9 protein-coding genes are annotated in these 17222 nt (G+C 70.3%); 7 read left to right on the top strand and 2 right to left on the bottom strand.

The window, feature by feature from the left end:
• From B0293_RS04380 to B0293_RS04365, 4 genes are all read left to right on the top strand, one after another.
• The coding region (locus B0293_RS04380; protein ID WP_245820048.1) for an ABC transporter ATP-binding protein at positions 1 to 1549 on the top strand (1549 nt) is incomplete at its 5' end.
• Positions 1546 to 3294 (top strand): ABC transporter ATP-binding protein, encoded by a 1749-nt coding sequence (locus tag B0293_RS04375; protein WP_005151692.1) that lies wholly within the window; start codon positions 1546 to 1548, stop codon positions 3292 to 3294. The genes B0293_RS04380 and B0293_RS04375, both read left to right, overlap by 4 nt.
• 60 nt (positions 3295 to 3354) lie before the next feature.
• Positions 3355 to 4464 (top strand): FAD-dependent oxidoreductase, encoded by a 1110-nt coding sequence (locus B0293_RS04370; protein WP_005151690.1) that lies wholly within the window; start codon positions 3355 to 3357, stop codon positions 4462 to 4464.
• Between the two features lie 18 nt (positions 4465 to 4482).
• Complete coding sequence (locus B0293_RS04365) at positions 4483 to 5178, top strand: alpha/beta fold hydrolase (protein ID WP_039915664.1); 696 nt, start codon at positions 4483 to 4485, stop codon at positions 5176 to 5178.
• Between the two features lie 92 nt (positions 5179 to 5270).
• Here B0293_RS04365 and B0293_RS04360 read toward each other — a convergent pair whose 3' ends face one another.
• Complete coding sequence (locus B0293_RS04360; RefSeq protein ID WP_005151686.1) at positions 5271 to 6899, bottom strand: (2,3-dihydroxybenzoyl)adenylate synthase; 1629 nt, start codon at positions 6897 to 6899, stop codon at positions 5271 to 5273.
• Positions 6900 to 6907: 8 nt separating this feature from the next.
• A complete protein-coding gene (locus B0293_RS04355; RefSeq protein ID WP_005151684.1) occupies positions 6908 to 7126 on the bottom strand; it encodes a phosphopantetheine-binding protein in 219 nt (72 codons plus the stop codon).
• Positions 7127 to 7303: 177 nt separating this feature from the next.
• On the opposite strand from B0293_RS04355, the gene B0293_RS04350 reads away from it, so the two are divergent.
• From B0293_RS04350 to B0293_RS04340, 3 genes are read left to right on the top strand one after another with little or no spacing between them, the layout of a single operon-like run.
• On the top strand, positions 7304 to 8557 hold the full coding sequence (locus B0293_RS04350) for a DegT/DnrJ/EryC1/StrS aminotransferase family protein (RefSeq protein WP_005151681.1): 1254 nt from the start codon (positions 7304 to 7306) through the stop codon (positions 8555 to 8557).
• A 53-nt stretch (positions 8558 to 8610) separates the two neighbouring features.
• Positions 8611 to 9798 (top strand): FAD-dependent oxidoreductase, encoded by a 1188-nt coding sequence (locus tag B0293_RS04345; RefSeq protein WP_005151680.1) that lies wholly within the window; start codon positions 8611 to 8613, stop codon positions 9796 to 9798.
• The gene (locus B0293_RS04340; protein WP_005151677.1) at positions 9795 to 17222 is read left to right on the top strand and encodes a hybrid non-ribosomal peptide synthetase/type I polyketide synthase; all 7428 of its coding nucleotides are present in this window, start codon (positions 9795 to 9797) and stop codon (positions 17220 to 17222) included. Before B0293_RS04345 ends, B0293_RS04340 begins: the two co-directional genes overlap by 4 nt.

Below are 17222 nucleotides of genomic sequence, written 5' to 3'. Positions count from 1 at the left end.
GGCAGGCGCTGTCGTGCGGCTGGTCGTCTCCGGACTCGGCAGCGACCTCGGCCACTACGCCGACGCCCAGCTCCAGCACGACCTGCGCACCCGGCTCGTCCGTCATCTCGGGCGACTCCCGTTGGGCTGGTTCCGCGAAGCCGGGGCCAGCCAGGTCAAGAAGGCGCTGACCGACGACATCGAAGAGATGCACCACCTCATCGCCCACGCGCTGGGCGAGCTGGTCGCGGCCACGGCCGCGGTCGTCTGCGGCTTCGCCTATTTGGTCGCCGTCGACTGGCGGATGGCCTTGATCACCCTGTCGGTCCCGGCCCTGATGGTGGTCGGCTACCGGCTGTCGATGCGGTCCTTGCCGCACCACGCCCGGCGCCTGATGGCGGCCGAACGCCGGATCGGCTCGGCCGTGGTCGAGTACGCCGACGGGATTTCGGTGGTCAAGACGTTCGGTGCCGACGGTGGCGTCCTTCGCCGCTTCTCCGATGCCGTCGACGAGCAGACCGAGGCGATGCGGGCCTGGGTGTCGGAGAGCAAGCGCAGCTCGGCCATGACCCGCGTCATGATGTCCGAGGTGACCGTGCTGGCCGTCGTGCTCGCCGCGGGCCTGGCGTTCGTCTCGGCCGGTTCGCTCACGGTGCCGGAGTTGTTGCCCTTCCTGGTCGTCGGCGCCGGTCTGCCGACGCCGATCCTGCCGGTGGTCCAGAGCACGCAGACCCTGCGCAAGGCACGGCTGGCCGCCGGGCACCTGGAGGAACTGCTCGCCAGGCTGCCGCTGCCGAAGCCCGAGCGGCCGAGGAGCCCCGACGGCACCTCGCTCGAACTCGAAGACGTCCGATTCTCCTACGGCGGCGGACGGATGGCACTCGACGGGATCACCGCGACCTGTCCTCCCGGCACGATGACCGCGATCGTCGGACCGTCCGGTTCCGGCAAGAGCACCCTCGCGATGCTGCTTCCCCGCTTCCACGACGTGACCGCCGGCGCGATCCGGCTGGGCGGGGTGGACGTCCGGGATGTCGAGCAGCGGGAACTGCTGTCCCGGTTCGCGCTCGTGTTCCAGGATGCCGTGCTGCTCCGTGACACCGTCCGGGAGAACATCCGCGTCGGCAGGCCCGATGCCTCCGACGAGGAGGTTCGGGAAGCCGCGAAGGAAGCACGGATACACGAGGTGCTCGAACGCCTGCCGGAGGCCTACGACACCGTCCTCGGCGACGGGACGGCAGGACTGTCCGGTGGAGAGCGGCAACGGCTCGCCCTCGCCCGGGCGATCCTCGGCGACGCGCCCATCGTGGTGCTCGACGAGGCCACCGCCGCGGTCGACCCGGACAACGAGACCGCGATCCAGGAAGCGGTCACCCGGCTGACCGCCGGACGGACGCTCATCGTCATCGCACACAGGCTCCGGACCGTCGTCGAAGCCGACCAGATCCTCGTGCTGGAAGAAGGCCGGATCGCGGAATCCGGCACCCATCGGACTCTGCTGGCCGCCGACGGGCGCTACGCCCGGATGTGGCGCGCCCAGCACTTCACCGGAACGGAGGCTCGCCCGTGATCCGGCGGCTCCTGGCACTGTGGCCGCAGCCCGGCCTGCTCGTGAAACTGGGTGCGCTGCACGTCGCGCTCTCCGTCCTGCAGGGCCTGCTGTTCACCCTGCTCATCCCGATCCTGCACGCCCTGCTCTCCGATCCGGTCGACTTCGCCGCGGCCACGCCGTGGCTGGCCATCGGCGCGGCAGGCGTCCTCCTGCATTGGCTCCTCACCGTCATCGCCACCCCGGTCGGGTTCGCCGCCAGCATGCGGCTCGCGGCGGCACTGCGACGGCGGCTCATGGCTCACACGACCACGCTCCCGCTCGGCTGGTTCGACGCCGCCACCAAGGCCCGGCTCGGCCGGACCGTCACCGCCAGCACCGGGGAACTTTCCCGGCTGATCGCGCAGCTCGGCCCTCAGGTCGTCCAGGCGACCGTGGTGCCGCTGACCCTGGTGACCGCGATCTTCGTCCTGGACTGGCGCCTCGGCCTGTTGTTGCTGGCCACCACGCCGATCGCGGTGGCGGTGATGCGCCGGTCCGGGCGGATCGCCGCCGAAGTCAACGAAGAACTCGACGAGGCGACGACCGAGGTCGCCGGACGCGCGCTGGAGCTCGGTCAGGCACAGCCCGTGCTTCGCGCCGCCGGATACGGTGAAACGGGCGGGCATCGGCTGCGGGACGCGCTCGACGAGCACCGGCTGCGCTACCGGCGGGGACTGCGCCGGACGCTGGTACCCGGTCTCGGGTACGCCGGGGTCGTCCTCGTCGCGTTCGTCGCGATGCTGGTGCTGGCCGCGGCGCTCCTGCTCGGCGGCGACCTCCCGGTACCGGACGCGGTGGCCTTGCTGGTGCTGGCGGTCCGGTACCTGGAACCGCTGGGCGCGCTGAACGGGCTCATCGGCGGGTTGCGGGCCTTGGAGAACGCGCTCGGCCGGATCGAAGCGATCCTGCGCACGGCACCGCTGCCCGCGGCCGCGAGTCCCGTACGGGATCTCGCCGGAACCGACATCGAGTTCGACGGCGTCACGTTTTCCTACGGGGACTCGGCACCGGCGCTGCGTTCCGTGTCGTTCCGGTGTCCCGCGGGCACCACGACGGCGCTCGTCGGACCGTCCGGGTCCGGCAAGACCACGATCGTGCGGCTGGTCGCGCGGTTCGCCGACGTGAACGCGGGAGTGGTACGGATCGGCGGCACCGACGTCCGCGAGCTGGACGACGACACGCTGATGCGCTCGGTGGCGATCGTCTTCCAGGACGTCTACCTCTTCGACGGCACGATCGAGGAGAACGTCCGGCTGGCCCGGCCGGACGCGACGGAGGCGGAATTCGCCGAGGCGGCACGCGCGGCGCGGCTCGACGAGGTCGTCGCACGGCTCCCCGACGGCTGGCGGACACGGGTCGGCGAAGGTGGCGCCCAACTGTCAGGCGGCGAACGGCAGCGGGTCTCGATCGCCCGCGCCTTCGTGAAACAGGCGCCGATCGTGCTGCTGGACGAGGTCAGCTCGGCACTCGACCCGGAGAACGAGAGCATGGTCCAGGCCGCGATCGCCGACCTCTGCGCGGACCCGGACCGCACGGTGATCGTGATCGCCCACCGCCCGGGCACCCTGACCGGCGCGGACCACGTCGTCGCGCTCGACTCGGGTGAGATCGCCGAACGCGGCACGCCGGCCGAGCTGCTGCGCACCGGCGGGATGTTCGCCCGGATCTGGACGCAGAACGACCGGGCGTCCGGCTGGCACCTCGCGAAGGACGGCAGGATGTAAGCCTTTTCGTGGTCCTCCGGTGGATTCCGGCGCCGTAACGGGACGACCAAGCTGTGAGAGATGAAACGCACAGCGGAAATCGCCGGCGCCGGATTCGCCGGCTTGACCGTGGCCATCGAGCTCGCCCGGCGGGGCTGGACCGTCAGCGTGCATGAGCAGTCGGACACCCTGCGCGCCTTCGGAGCCGGGATCTTCCTCTGGGAGAACGGTTTACAGGTCCTGAGCGAGCTCGGGCTCGAAGAGGCCGTGCTCGCCCGCGCGCATCATGCACCCGGGTGGGAGGAGCGCACCGCCGCGGACGAAGTACTGCGACGGAACGATCTGCCGCTGCCCGGCGGTGTCCGCATGATCACGCTGACCCGTCAGGATCTGCACACCGCCTTGCTGACGGCCGCGCGCGACGCCGGGGTCGGGTTCCGGACCGGATCCCCGGTGATCGCGGCCGAGCCCGGCGGAATCCTCGTCACCCGCGACGGCACGCGCCGGGCCGCGGATCTCGTCGTCGCCGCCGACGGCATCCGTTCCGCCGTGCGGACTTCGCTGGATCTCCTGGACGACCACACCGTCTTCCCGTTCACCGTCCTGCGCTTCCTGGTGCCGATGGACCGGGTGCCGGACCGGTCGGGCCGGTGGCGCGACTACGTCGGTTTCTGGAATCACGAGGCCCGCCGCCGGGTGCTCTACGTGCCGTGCAACGCCGACGATCTGTACCTGCTGCTCGGCGCGCTCCCCGGCGATCCGGCACTCGAACCGCCGCTCGACCCGCGGACTTGGGCCGAGTCGTTCCCGCCGCTGCGAGAGGTGTTCTCCGAACTGCCGGACCGGGTACGACAGGACCGGTACGAGGCCATCCGGACGACGAGCTGGTCGGCGGGCCGGGTCGCGCTCATCGGCGACGCCGCGCACGCGATGCCGCCCACCATCGGGCAGGGCGCGGGCACCGCGATGCTCAACGCGCTGAACCTCGCCAGGGCCGTCGACACCGCGGCGAGCGCGGGCGACGACCTCGAGAGCGCCCTCAAGGACTGGGAGGCCGAAAACCGGCCGATGACCGAACAAACCCAACGAGAGTCCGTCGAGATCGCGGGAAACCTCTTCCCGGACACGGGCCATCGTCGCGACTGGAGCGAAGCCACCCTGCAGGTGGCCCGGAACCGGCCGCGGGGCTGAAACTGGAGGGACACGGGAATGGTGGCGCTACACGTCAGAGAATGGGGCGAAGGCGATCGGAAGGCCGTGTTGCTGCACGGCCTGTCCGGCAGTTCGAAGACCTGGTGGGAGCTGGGCCCCGAACTGGCCGCGAGGGGCTATCACGTACTCGCGCCGGATCTCCGCGGTCACGGGAAGAGTCCCCGCGGCCGCTACAGCCGTGAGCTTTGGGCGGACGACGTGCTCAAGGTCGTGCCGGACCGGCCCGAACTGGTCGTCGGCCACTCGGTGGGCGGTGTCGTGCTGTCCATGCTTGCCGAGCGGCTACGCCCGGCGCGGGCGATCTACGACGACCCCGCGTGGTGGGTGACCGAGGGCGGGTTCGGCGCCGCGATGGAACAGGTCATCCGCCCGCAGAAGGACTACACCCTCGCGGACCTGGAACGCCTCTTCCCGCATTGGACCTCGCAGGCCCGAGAGGTCCGGCTCGAAGAACTGTCCGACTGGGACGTCCGGACGACCTACATGGACTACCTGGAAACCGCCTACGTCCCGGTCATCGAGGCGGCGCCGTCGCTGGTCGTGCTGGCCGACCCGAGCGTGCTGACCACACCGCCGCGCCAAGCCGAGCTCGAGGCGCTCGGCTTCACCGTCCGGGCGGTCACGGGAACCTCGCACAACGTGCACGTCGACGACTTCCCCAACTTCCTGAAGGCGCTCGACGGCTGGATCTGACCGCTCGTACGCTCTCGCCCGGCCGGGCGAGAGCGTACGAGCCGGCTCCGATTCCACGGGGCGAGGATCGGGTGACGGGTCGCACCGTCCACTCAGGACGGACGGGCGGCGAGATCCGCGCGCAGGGCGGTCTTGTCGACCTTTCCGATGCCCAGGTACGGGAACTCGTCGAGCACCTCCATCCGCTCCGGCAGTTTGAAGCGGGCGAGCCCGCGCTCCTGCAAGAAGCGTCGGACGGCCGGTAATTCGGGCACCCAGTCCCCCTGCGGGACCACGTACAGGCACACGATCTCGCCGAACCGCGGGTGCGGTGCGGCGACCACCGCCGCCGCCGCGATACCGGGATGCTCGGCTGCCAGCAGTTCCAGTTCGGCGGCCGGGATCTTCTCCCCTCCGCGATTGACGACGTCACGGGAACGCCCCTCGACCACCAGCGATCCGGACGGATGCAGGCTGACGAGGTCCCCGGTCCGATAGAAGCCGTCCTCGGTGAACGCACCGGCCGTCGCGTCCGGATCGCCGTAGTAGCCGCCCACCGTGTACGGACCGCGGGTCAGGAGTTGCCCGGTGCCGCCCGGCGGAACCGGGCGACCGCTGTCGTCCAGAACCCGGATCTCGTCCGCGGGTGAGGCTGGCATGCCCTGGGTGTGGAAAGCGACGTCGCCGTCGGCGTCGGTCGGGGTGTAGTTCAGCAGGCCCTCGCTCATGCCGTAGCACTGCTGCACCACGCAGCCCAGCACCGCCGGGATCCGTTCGACCTGACCCGGCCGCGGCCGGGCGCCACCGACCTGGATCACCTCCAGGCTGGTCAGGTCGAACCCGGTGTCTTCGGCCGCGTCGGCCCAGCGTTCGGCCAGCGCCGGAACCAGCGTGCAATGGGTCACGAGGTGTTGTTCGATCAGCGCGAAGGCCGCCTCGGGCTCGGCGGACGGTCCGAGCACCACCGTGCCGCCCGCGCCGAGCGTCCCCAGGACGCCGGGGCAACCCAGCACGAACCCGTGGGTGGCGGGCATGACCGCGAGATACACCGAGCCGGGGCCGACGCCGGCGAGCCCCGGTGTCGTCCGCAGCTGATAGCCGTAGGCCTCCTGCAGCCGCGGGATCACCTTGGGCGGGCCGGTGGTTCCGTTGGACAGCAAGCACAACGCCGGATCGTCGAGCGTCGCCAGTTCACCGTCGACGAGTTCGCCCGGTGAGCCGGGAAGCCCGCACAGTTCAGTCAGATCGACCGCGTCCGGACTGTCCACATCGGACACGAAGAGTGTTCGCAGCGACGAATTCCCGTCGCGGATCCGCCGTGCGAGCGCGAAATGGTCGTACCGGGCGTGCCGGGCGGGTACCGCCATGGCGACCGGACGGGTGATCCGGGCGACGTGGTCGAGCTCGTACTCGCGCAGCGCGGTCGGGGTGAGCACCGGCGCCGCGCCGATCTTGGACAGCGCGAGTGTCAGCACGACGAGTTCGATGTCGTTCGGCAGCTGGACGATCACCAGGTCACCGCGCCGGATTTCGTTGTCCTTCAGGCGCTTCGCACACGCGTTCACGGCGAGGCGCAGCTCTCCGTGGGTCAGTGTCCGTTCGCCGGACACCAAAGCGAGTTCACCTCCGCGCGAAAAGGAAGGAGCCAGCACGGTCTCGTCCACCCGGTCGGGTCCCCACAATCCCGCGTCCCGATATCGCCGTGCCCGCAGCGGATCGATCCTGACCAGCTTGTCCCACATGGCCTTCCTCACTCTCGTGCTCGCGCGATGCGCTCCTCCAGCTCGGAAAGGCTGTAGTCGTGCTTGTCCCACAAGTCCACGACCACGCCGAACCGGGCCCTCAGTGCCGCCTCGAGTTCCACCGTCTCGGTCGAGTCGAGGGCGAGATGTGCCCGTATCCGGGAATCCGCGTCGATGTCCGACTCTTCGACACCCAGTTCGGCGAGGAGCCCCCGCAGTTCGCTCATGGATCGAACGTACTTCAGACGGCACTACCACCGCGTCCATCCGTGGTTCTAAAACCGGGACCAGGGGTGATTGGTCGTAGAACCCCGAACATCCAACGGTGGATACCGGTGCGCGCACCGCCGTCCGAAGATGAAAGCCAAGCAGAAGTCCTTTACCGGGGGGAAGTGGCACCATCGATGTCCTCAGCCGAGCCCTATCTGGTCCCGTATCCGAGTCGCGGAAGCCTTCTGGGCGAACCCGAACTGGACGCGCTTTCCACGGTCGTGCGGTCGCAGGCCCCGTTGTCGGCGGGCGGATACCGCGCGGAGTTCGACGACCGGTTCCGTGAGCTCGTCGGCAGCCGCCACGCGCTTTCGGTCACCAGCGGCACCGTGGCACTCGAGCTGGCCATCGGCCTGCTGGGCCTGAACCACGGCGACGAGGTCATCGCCACGCCACAGACGTACAAGGCGACCATCCAGCCGCTGCTGGACCTGCCGGTCACCGTTCGTTTCTGTGACGTCGACGAGAACACCCTCAACGCCGACCCGGCGAGCATCGAAGCACTGATCGGACCGCGCACCCGGGCGATCCTGCTCGTGCACTACGGCGGCCTGCCCGCCGACATGGACCCGATCATGCGGATCGCCCGGCAGCACGGCATCAAGGTGATCGAAGATTGCGCGCACGCGCTGGGCAGCGTCTACCACGGCAGGCGCCCCGGCGCGCTGGCCGACATCGGCTGCTTCAGCTTCCATTCCAGCAAGAACATCACCACCCTCGGCGAGGGCGGGATGATCACCGTGGCGTCCGACGAGTGGGCGGAACGGCTCGAGCGCATTCGATCCAACGACTCCGACGCCGTCTACGTCCCTTCGGCGCAACGTATCGGCGGCCGGGACGAAGCGCCCGCTTGGATGCTGCACCCGGGGAATTCGTACTCGCACAGCTGCGTCGAACTGCGTCACCCCGGCACGAACGCGACGCTGTCGGAGCCGAGTGCCGCGGTCGGGATCGCCCAGCTCCGCAGGCTCGACTCCCTGGTGTTGCGACGCCGGGAGATCGCGGGCCGGATCACCGACGTACTCACGAAATTCCCTTTCGTCCGCCTGGTTCCCGAACGCCCCGGAGTCGTCAACGCGTACCACCTCTACACCTTCTTCGTCGAGCCCGGCGCCGGGGCCGACCGGGACGCCATCGTCGAACGGCTGTCCCGGTCCGGCGTCGAAATGCAGCTGCGGTATTTCCCGCTGCACCTGCTCCCGGAATGGCAGGCGCGAGGCCACCGGCAAGGGGAAAGCCCGGTCGCCGAGCAGCTCTGGTTCACCCGGCAGATCAATGTGCCTTGCCAGCCAAGCCTTTCCGACCGGCAGGTGGGCCACCTGCTGGAGGCGCTGGAGGCGGTCCTCACCGAAGTCTCGACCGGCACCGCGGCGCTGGCAGCTCCCTGAGGCCTCCGGAGAAGGACGACCCATCACCGATTGCGCAGGAACGGCGGAAGACCATGGGCATCACCAGTTCGTTCGACCTCATCGTGGTCGGCGGCGGACCGATCGGACTCTCCACGGCGGCGGAGGCAGTCGCGCGCGGGCAACGGACACTCGTGCTGGAACGGCATGGCTTCTTCAATGAGAACAACGGGACCAGCGGGGCGGAACGGCACTGGCGACTGCAGTACACGCAGGAGGACCTGTTCCAGCTGACCCTGGCGGCGCGCCCGCTGTGGCAGCGGCTGGAATCGCTGGCCGAACGGCGGCTGATCCACTCGATCGGCAGTCTTTGGTTCGGCGACGTGGACGTCGACACCAACGAGGGCAAGATCAGCGAAACCGCCAGGGTCATGGACAAGCTCGATGTCCGCTACGAATGGCTCCGGGCGAAGGAGATCGAGCGCCGCTACGGCTTCGAAGCGCTGCCGGGCCATTTCGAAGGGTTCTTCCAGCCGGACGGCGGCACCATCGACGTCCGCGGCACCCTCGCCGCGCTCTACGGTCTCGCGCAGGCCGGCGGCTGCGCGCTCCACGGCGACGAACGGGTCATCGAGCTGCTGCCCGGCTCCTCCGGGGTGACCGTGCGGACCGACCGCGGCACCTATCACGGGGACAAGGTGGTGCTGGCCAACGGCGGCTCGATCAACGAACTGCTCGGCCCGCTCGGCGCGCGGCTCGACATCAAGCTCTACGAGATGGCGCTGGTATCCCTGCGCCGCCGCGACGAGACCGCCGACTTCCCCTTCTGGTTCGTGTTCCAGCAGCCGACCGAAGAGGACACGAACCTGTTCTACGGTTTCGGTCGCAACCCCTGGTCGCCGAGTGAACTGGTGCGGCTCGGCCCGGTCTTCGAAGTCCATCCCCTCTCCGGCGCCGCCCAGGTGACCGGACGACCCGATCCCCGTCACGTCGAACGCCTCGGTTCCTGGGTGGGGAGGCATCTGCCCGCGCTCGACCCGGAACCCGTGCACACCTCGACCTGTCTGGCCGTACTGCCGGGCGATCCGGAACGGCAGTTCCACCTCGGCTCGGCGGCCGGGCTCGTCCCGCACGGCGAGAACCTGCTGCTCTACAGCTCCGGCTGGGGCTTCAAATTCGTCCCGCTGCTCGGCCGCGTCCTGGTCGACCTCGCTGTCGACGGCCACACCGAGTACGACATCTCCCGGCTCTCGCCGGCGACCCCGCAGGAGGCGGACCAGTGACCCGACCCGAGACCACGGGTGCCGACATCGCCGTCGTCGGCATGGCGGGCCGGTTCCCCGGCGCCCCGGATTTGGCCGCCTACTGGCGAAATCTGCACGACGGCGTCGAATCCGTGACCGCGCTGACCGACGAGCAACTCCTCGCCGAGGGGATCCCGCCGGAGGTGTCCGGCCGCCCCGATTACGTCCGCATGGCGCCGCTGCTCGACGGCATCGACCAGTTCGACGCGCAGTTCTTCGGCATCAACCCCCGCGAAGCGGCGCTTCTCGACCCGCAGCAACGGCTCTTCCTCGAAACCGCTTGGCACGCGCTGGAAGACGCGGGCCGCGGGCCGGGCACCGACAGCGACGTCGGGGTCTTCGCCGGCGCGAACATGCCCGCGTACCTGATGTCGAACCTCCTCGGTGGCAGCCGGATCGTCATGAGCCCGGCGGTGTTCGAACTCCAGATCCACAACGACAAGGACTATCTGGCCAGCCGCACCTCGTTCCTGCTCGGGCTCACCGGCCCGTCGGTCACCGTGCAGACGGCCTGCTCGAGCTCGCTCGTCGCCGTGCACCAGGCCGCGCGGGCGCTGCGGGCGGGCGAGTGCGCGACGGCGCTGGCGGGTGGCGTCACCGTCCGGGTCCCGCACCAAGCCGGTTACCTCTACGAAGAAGGCCTCATCTACTCCCCCGACGGGCACTGCCGCCCGTTCGACGCCGACGGGCGGGGCACCGTCTTCGGCAACGGAGTCGGTGCGGTCGTGCTGCGGCGGCTCGAAGACGCGCTCGCCGACGGCGACCCGATCCTCGCCGTCATCAAGTCCACCGCGGTCAACAACGACGGTGCCGACAAGGTCGGCTACACGGCGCCGAGCGTCTCGGGCCAGGAGCGGCTGATCACCGCGGCGCTCGCGGCCGGCGGCGTCGACGCGCGGACCATCACCGCGCTCGAAGCGCACGGCACCGGCACGCCGGTCGGCGACCCGATCGAGATCAAGGCACTGACCAGGGCGTTCGGCGCGCATACGGACGAAACCGGATTCTGCGCGATCGGCTCGGTGAAGGCGAACATCGGGCACCTCGAATCCGCGGCGGGCATCGCCAGCCTGATCAAGGCGATCCTGCAGCTGCGTAACCGTCTGCTCGTGCCGGATCCGCATTTCCGGCGGCCCAATCCCCGCATCGACTTCGACGACACTCCGTTCTTCGTCAACACCGCGCTCACCGACTGGAAGAACGGTGACCATCCCCGCCGGATCGGGGTCAGTTCGTTCGGCATCGGCGGCACCAACGCCCACGCCGTCCTCGAAGAGGCCCCGGCCGCGCCTCCGTCGCCGGCACCACGGCGCACGTCCCAGGTGATCGTCCTGTCGGCCAGGAGCCCGGCTGCTCTGGAGCAGTCGAGCGCGCAGCTGGCCGCGCATCTGCGGGCCGGACTCGACGCCGGTACCCCGGCCGACCTCGCCGACGTCGCCGCCACCACGCAATTGGGCCGCGGCGCGTCGCGGTTCCGCCGGGCACTCGTCGCCTCCGGTACCGAGGACGCCGCCGCGCTGCTCGAAGGCGCGGACCCCGCCAGGGTGGCGGGTTCGGCGGCACCGTCGGCGCCGCCGAAGATCGTCTTCCTGTTCCCCGGCCAAGGCACGCAGTACCCGGGCATGGGCGCGGACCTCTACCGCGGTGAGCCCGTCTATCGCGCGGCCGTGGACGAGTGCGCCGCCATCCTCGATCCGCTGCTCGGCACCGGTCTGCTCGCCGCGCTCTACCCGCCCGCCGACGCCGACCCGGACGAAGCCGCGCGGCGGCTCGCCGACACCTCGCTGGCCCAGCCCGCGCTGTTCACCACGGAATACGCGCTGGCCAAGCAGCTGGCCGCCTGGGGTGTCGTGCCCGACGCCATGGTCGGCCACAGTCTCGGCGAATTCGTCGCGGCGACCCTGGCCGGGGTCGTCGACCTGCCGGACGTCCTGCGGCTGGTGGCCGCTCGCGGCCGGATGATGCGCGAACTCCCGGCCGGTGGCATGCTTTCGGTCGCCGCCGACGAGGCCGACGTCCTGCCCGTGCTGCCCGCGAACCTGTCCGTCGCCGCGGTGAACGCCCCGGGGTTGTGCGTGGTCTCCGGTCCGCACGACGCACTGGACGCGCTCTCGAAGCAGCTGGCCGGCCAGGGTGTGTCGACCAGGCCGCTCCACACTTCGCACGCGTTCCACTCCGCGATGATCGATCCGATCGTCGCGCCCTTCACCGAACTGGTCGGCGACGCCGAGCTCCGCGCGCCGCGTCTCCCGTTCGTCTCCACCGTCACCGGGACGTGGATCGACGACGAACAGGCCACCGATCCCGAGTACTGGGGCACGCACATGCGCCGTCCCGTCCGGTTCGGGGAAGCGGTCGGTGTCGCCGCCAAGATCGGCCGTTGCGTGCTGCTGGAAGTCGGCCCCGGCAACACGCTGGGCACGCTCGCGAGGCAGGCCGTCGACCCCGTCGCCTCCGTGGTCACCACGCTGCGCCGTCCGGATCAGGACCGGTCCGACACCGAGACGCTGCTGGCCGGGTTCTCGGGGCTGTGGCTGGCGGGCGCGGACGTCGACTGGACGCGCCTCGAAGCCCCGCGACAGCGCAGCTCTCTGCCTGGCTATCCGTTCCAGCACAAGCGGTACTGGGTGGAACCCCGGGGTGAAGCCGGTGCCGAGCTCGTCGTCGACACCCCCGCGGCACCCGAGACCGACGAAACCGAGACGTCCTCCCGGCCCGAGCACCTGCTGACCGCCTACACCGCACCGCGAAACGATCTCGAGCGCAGCGTCGCCACCCTCTGGGAGGAGTTCTTCGGGTTCAGCCCGATCGGCGTGCACGACAACTTCTTCGAGCTGGGCGGCCATTCGCTGCTCGCCACGCAGATGCTCAACCGGCTGCGCGGCCGCCTGCACCGGGTCGCCACCCCGGCGCAGCTGCTCGCCGCGCCGAACGTCGCCGCGCTGACCGAGTTGCTCGCCGCACAGGACCCGGACACCACGCCCGCCGAAGAACTTCCCTCCATCGTCCCCGCCCCCGATCGCCGCCACGAGCCGTTCCCGCTGACCGAAATGCAGCAGGCGCAGTGGATCGGCAGGCTCGGCAGCTTCGACATGGGCGGGGTCGCCCCGCACCTGTACCTGGAGTTCGACAGCGGCACACTCGACCTCGACCGGCTCGAACGCGCCTGGCAGCAGGTGGTGCGGCGGCACGAGATGCTGCGGATCGTCGTACTCGCCGACGGCCGCCAGCGAATACTGGCCGACGTCCCCGACTACCGGTTCGAAGTCCTCGATCTCCGCGAAAGCGACGAGGAGACCGCGACGGCCCGGCTGGCCGAGGTTTCCGGGCGGATGTCCGCCGACGTGCGGCCCGCGGACACCTGGCCGCTGTGGGAGGTCCGGGTCAGCCGCCTGCGTGACGGAAAGCTCCGCACGCACATCGGCTTCGACCTGCTGTGCGCCGACGTCGCCAGCTTCTTCTACCAGGTGCTTCCGGCGTGGCGGGAGTTCTACGCGGACCCGGCGAGCTCGTCGGCCCCGCCGGAACTGTCCTTCCGGGACTACGTGCTCGCCGAAGAGGCGTTGCAGAAGACCGCGCTCTACGAACGTTCCCTGGACTACTGGCGCGACCGTGTCAAGCGGCTGCCCGCCGCGCCCGAACTGCCCACCGCGGTCACCCCTGGCGAGCTCACCCGTCCCGAGTTCGTGCGGCGGCACGCGAATCTCGACGCGGACGTCTGGGCCAGGATCAAGGAACAGGCCGGTGAGCACGGCGTCACGCCGTCCAGTGTGCTCGTCGCCGCCTATGCGGCGGTCATCTCCCGGTGGAGCAAGAGCCAGCACTTCACGCTCAACTTCACGGCGGTCAACCGGCTTCCCCTGCACCACGACGTCGACGCGACCGTGGGCGAGTTCGCGTCCTTCGAACTGCTGGAGGTCGACACCCGGTCACTGGACACCTTCGGCGACCTCGTCACGCAGATCCAGCGGCAGGCGTGGGAGGACTTCGAACACCGCTACGTCAGCGGCGTCCGCATCCTGCGGGAGCTCAACCGCGTCCGCCGGGACACCGCGGGCGGGGTGATGCCGGTGGTGTTCACCAGCGCGCTCTCGACCGAGAAGGACCCGGCGAGCGTGCCGTCCCCGGTGGACTGGCTCGGTGAGCAGGCCCGCTTCATCTCGCAGACCCCGCAGGTCACCATCGACCACTTCGTCCTCGAGTTCGGCGGAGTGCTTCAGCTGGCCTGGCACGCCGTGGACGAACTGTTCCCCGACGACATGATGGCCGAGATGTTCGAGGCCTACCAAGGACTTCTGGCCACCCTCACCACCCAAGAGGGCTGGCGACGGCCGCCCACCGTGCCGCTGCCCGAATGGCAGCTCGCACTCCGGCAGCGGGTCAACGACACCGCGGGCGACGTCCCCGCCGGGTCCCTGGCGGCGCGGCTGCTCGCGGTCGGCGCCGAACCGGCTCTCTCTTCGCGGCCGGCCGTGATCACGCCCGGGAAGACGGTGAGCCACGGCGAGCTTTCCGGCCGGGCCGTGCACCTGGCGCGGACACTGGCCGCACGAGGACTCGGCCGCGGCAGCGTCGTCGGTGTCGGCCTGGCGAAGGGCTGGCAGCAGATCGTGGCCGTGGCGGGCGTTTCCGCGGCAGGCGCGACCTACGTGCCGATCGACCCGGAGCTGCCCGACAGCCGCCGGGAGTGGCTGATCGAGGCCGCCGGTGTGGACTGTGTCGTCGTCGACGGCGGGGCCGCTTGGCCGTCCGAAGTGGACACAGTGCTCTTCGACGACCTGGCTTTCGACGATCAGGAAGACCAGGACGTCGCGGGCTGGACCTGTCCGGCCCGCGAGGACGACATCGCCTACGTCATCTACACTTCCGGCTCCACGGGGACCCCGAAGGGTGTCGCGGAGACGCACACCGCCGCGGTCAACACCCTCGTGGACGTCGTGGAGCGATTCGGCATCACGGCCGAGGACCGGGTGCTCGGTCTTTCGTCGCTGAGTTTCGATCTCTCCGTTTTCGACGTGTTCGGGGTCCTCGGCGCGGGCGGCGCACTGGTGCTGCCCGAACCCGGGGCCCGCCGCGATCCCTCGCGGTGGCTCGAACTGGTCCGTGAGCACGGTGTGTCGGTGTGGAACTCCGTGCCCGCCCTCTTCGAGATGCTGGTGACCCATCTGGAGGGCGACGGCACCCCGCTGCCCCTGCGGCTCGCGATGCTCAGCGGCGACTGGATCCCGGTCCGGCTGCCCGACCGGGCCCGCGCGCTCGCCCCGGACCTGACGGTGATGAGCCTCGGCGGCGCCACCGAGGCGGCGATCTGGTCGATCCACTACCCGGTCGAAGCGGTCCCGGCGGACTGGACGTCGATCCCCTACGGCTACCCGCTGCGCAATCAGACCTTCCACGTGCTCAACGATCGCCTCGAACCCGCTCCCGTGTGGACGGCCGGACAGCTCTACATCGGCGGCATCGGTGTCGCGGCCTGCTATTGGAACGACGAACAGCGCACCGCCGAGTCGTTCTTCGTCCACCCGGCGACCGGGGAGCGGCTCTACCGCACCGGCGATCTCGGCCGCTATCTGCCCGACGGCGCGATCGAATTCCTCGGCCGGGAGGACTTTCAGGTCAAGATCGGCGGGTTCCGGGTGGAACTCGGCGAGGTCGAACACGCGCTCGCGCTGCACCCGGAGGTGACGGCGGCGGTGGCCACCGCGCTGGGGTCGCGTACCCAGCAACGGCTGGTGGCCTACCTGGTTCCCGCCGAACCGGGCACCGACGAGACGGCGCTGCTCGACTCCGTCCGCGCTCACCTGTCCCGGACGGTGCCCGGCTACCTGATCCCCGCCGACCTGATCGTGCTGGACAAGCTTCCCTTGAGCGGCAACGGGAAAGTGGATCGGGCCGCACTGCCTGCCCCCGAGCGGACAGGGCACGCCGCCGCGGCGACCGAGGTCGAGGCGGGCTTGCAGGAGATCCTCGGACGTCTGCTCACCCTCGCCGGCGAGGTGCTCTCCCTGGACGACGCCGGACCCGAGGACAACTTCTTCGAACTGGGCGGCGACTCGATCATGGGGATCCAGCTGGTCAGCCGGGCCGACGCCGAAGGCCTCCGCTTGCGCCCGCAGGATCTGTTCGAGAGCACCACTTTCCTCGAACTCGCCCGCCGGGCCGCGACGGTGGCCACGGCGGTGACCGACGCCGACGCGGTACCGCTCACGGCCGCGCAGACCACGCTGGTCGAAGCGAACGCGGTGAGCTGGGTCTCGGTGGAGACGTCGCTCGACGCCGGCCGGGCCGGACAGGCGCTGAGGGAGGTCGCCGCCCGGCACACCACCTTGCGGCTGCGGCTCGGCGCGCTGGACGACGGCACCCCCGGCCTGCTCGACGCCCTGACCGGCCCGGAGGTGGCCGAGATCGACCTCTCCGGCCTGCCTGCCGTCACCCGGCCGGGCGCGCTCGCCGAGATCGTCACGGAACTGGCGGGCGAAATCGACCTCGCCGCGGCCGTCCCCGCCAAACTCGTCCACGTCACCACCGGCGACGAACGGGACCGGCTGATCTGGGTCGGTTCGGCGGCGGTGCTCGACGACGCGTCCTGGCGGGTCCTGCTGGCGGATCTCGCCCACGCCGCGACCGGGCTGGCGGAACGGGGCGGCGTGGAGTGGGAATCGCGGCCGCAGTGTTTCCTGGACTGGTCGCGGAACCACGCCCCGGCGGCGGCCGCGCCCACCGGAGCCGGTTCGGTCCCGCTCGACGGCGAACTGGTCACCGTGCTCGGCGCGGACACCGTTCGCGCGTTCCGTGAAGCCGTGTTCGCGAGCCATCACCTGGACTTCGGCGAGGCGCTCACGGCCGCGCTCGCGCTCGCGTTGCGCGAGTGGCCGGGAGATTCCCCTTCCCTCACCGTGGACCGGTCCTTCCGTGACTTCGCGCTCGACGGTTCGGCCGGCAGGTACGTGGAATCCAGGACGCTGTCCGCCCCCGGAGGGGACCTCGACGACCTTCTCGCCGACGTCAAGCGGGGCTACCGCGAAGCAGCGGGCACGGTCTCGGAAGGTCCGCACGTGCACCTGCGTGAGGTGGTCGATCACGACTGGTCGCCCGCGGCCGGGCCGCTGTTCCTCGGCACCTTCGCCGGGCCGTCGACCGGACACGCCGCGGCGGGAACCCTCGCCGAGGTCGGTTCCGCGCTGATCGGCGGGGAGCTGAGACTTTCCTGGCGCCACAGTGGTTCCCCCGAGGGGATCGCCGCGGTCGCCGAAGCCTTCGCCGCGGCCGTCGACTCCCTCACCGCGCATTGCACCGGAGCCGGCGCCGGCCGGTACGAGACGTCCGACTTCCCGCTGGCCGACCTCGGCTCCGGTGAGCTGGCCGCGTTCCTGAGCACTCTCGAAAGCGACCTCGAGCGATGA

Source organism: Amycolatopsis azurea DSM 43854 (assembly GCF_001995215.1).
Lineage (GTDB): Bacteria > Actinomycetota > Actinomycetes > Mycobacteriales > Pseudonocardiaceae > Amycolatopsis > Amycolatopsis azurea.
The sequence above is the reverse complement of the archived record's forward strand: the minus strand, read 5'-3'. Positions and strand labels throughout refer to the sequence as shown.